1 protein-coding gene is annotated in these 1,198 nt (G+C 49.7%); it reads left to right on the top strand.

The genetic code is table 11. The features are described 5' to 3' along the window. The first annotated feature begins 2 nt into the window (after positions 1 to 2). The gene (tuf, locus tag GEV47_RS19065; RefSeq protein WP_153236381.1) at positions 3 to 1,196 is read left to right on the top strand and encodes an elongation factor Tu; all 1,194 of its coding nucleotides are present in this window, start codon (positions 3 to 5) and stop codon (positions 1,194 to 1,196) included. Positions 1,197 to 1,198 lie beyond the last annotated feature (2 nt).

Below are 1,198 nucleotides of genomic sequence, written 5' to 3'. Positions count from 1 at the left end.
AAATGGCAAAAGGCAAATTCGAACGGACCAAGCCGCACGTAAACGTCGGTACTATCGGCCACGTTGACCACGGTAAAACCACGCTGACAGCAGCGATTTCCAGTGTGTTGACAAAGTTAAACGGTGGTGAGAAGCGCGATTTCGCGTCGATTGACTCGGCGCCAGAAGAAAAAGCACGCGGTATTACTATTAATACATCGCACGTAGAATACGAAACAGCGAGCCGTCACTACGCTCACGTTGACTGCCCAGGCCATGCTGACTATGTTAAAAACATGATCACTGGTGCGGCGCAGATGGACGGTGCGATTCTGGTTGTTGCGGCAACAGACGGTCCTATGCCACAAACACGTGAGCACATCTTGTTGTCACGTCAAGTTGGCGTTCCATACATCATCGTGTTCTTGAACAAGTGCGACCTGGTTGACGACGAAGAGTTGTTGGAATTGGTTGAAATGGAAGTGCGCGAGCTACTCACTAAATATGAGTTCCCAGGCGACGACACTCCTATCATCAAAGGTTCGGCACGTTTGGCGTTGGACGGCGATACTGGTCCATTGGGCGAGCAAGCGATTGTTGCCTTGGGCGATGCGTTGGATAGCTACATCCCAACGCCAGAGCGCGCAGTTGACGGTAAATTCTTGTTGCCAGTGGAAGATGTATTCTCGATCTCAGGTCGCGGTACAGTAGTTACTGGTCGTGTAGAGCGCGGTATTGTTAAGGTTGGTGAAGCGTTGGAAATCGTTGGTATTCGCGATACACAACAAACAACTTGTACTGGTGTTGAAATGTTCCGCAAATTGCTGGATCAAGGTCAAGCTGGTGACAACGTTGGTGTGTTGTTGCGCGGTACTAAGCGTGAAGACGTTGAGCGTGGTCAAGTATTGGCACACGTTGGTTCGATCAAGCCGCACAAGAACTTCACAGGCGAGATCTATGTGTTGTCGAAAGATGAAGGCGGTCGTCATACACCATTCTTCAACAACTATCGTCCACAATTCTACTTCCGTACTACGGACGTAACTGGTTCGATCGCTTTGCCAAAAGACAAAGAGATGGTGATGCCAGGTGATAACGTGTCGATCACAGTAACATTGATCAACCCAATCGCGATGGAGCAAGGTTTGCGCTTCGCTATTCGTGAAGGTGGTCGTACTGTTGGTGCGGGTGTTGTTGCTGAGATCTTGGCAGACTAAGT

The sequence above is a fragment of the Glaciimonas soli genome (genome assembly GCF_009497155.1).
Lineage (GTDB): Bacteria > Pseudomonadota > Gammaproteobacteria > Burkholderiales > Burkholderiaceae_D > Glaciimonas > Glaciimonas soli.
The sequence above is the reverse complement of the archived record's forward strand: the minus strand, read 5'-3'. Positions and strand labels throughout refer to the sequence as shown.

Bases quoted from the DNA above. Each gene is read 5' to 3' on its own strand.
- tuf (WP_153236381.1), top strand. From the start codon at position 3: ATGGCAAAAGGCAAATTCGAACGGACCAAGCCGCACGTAAACGTCGGT.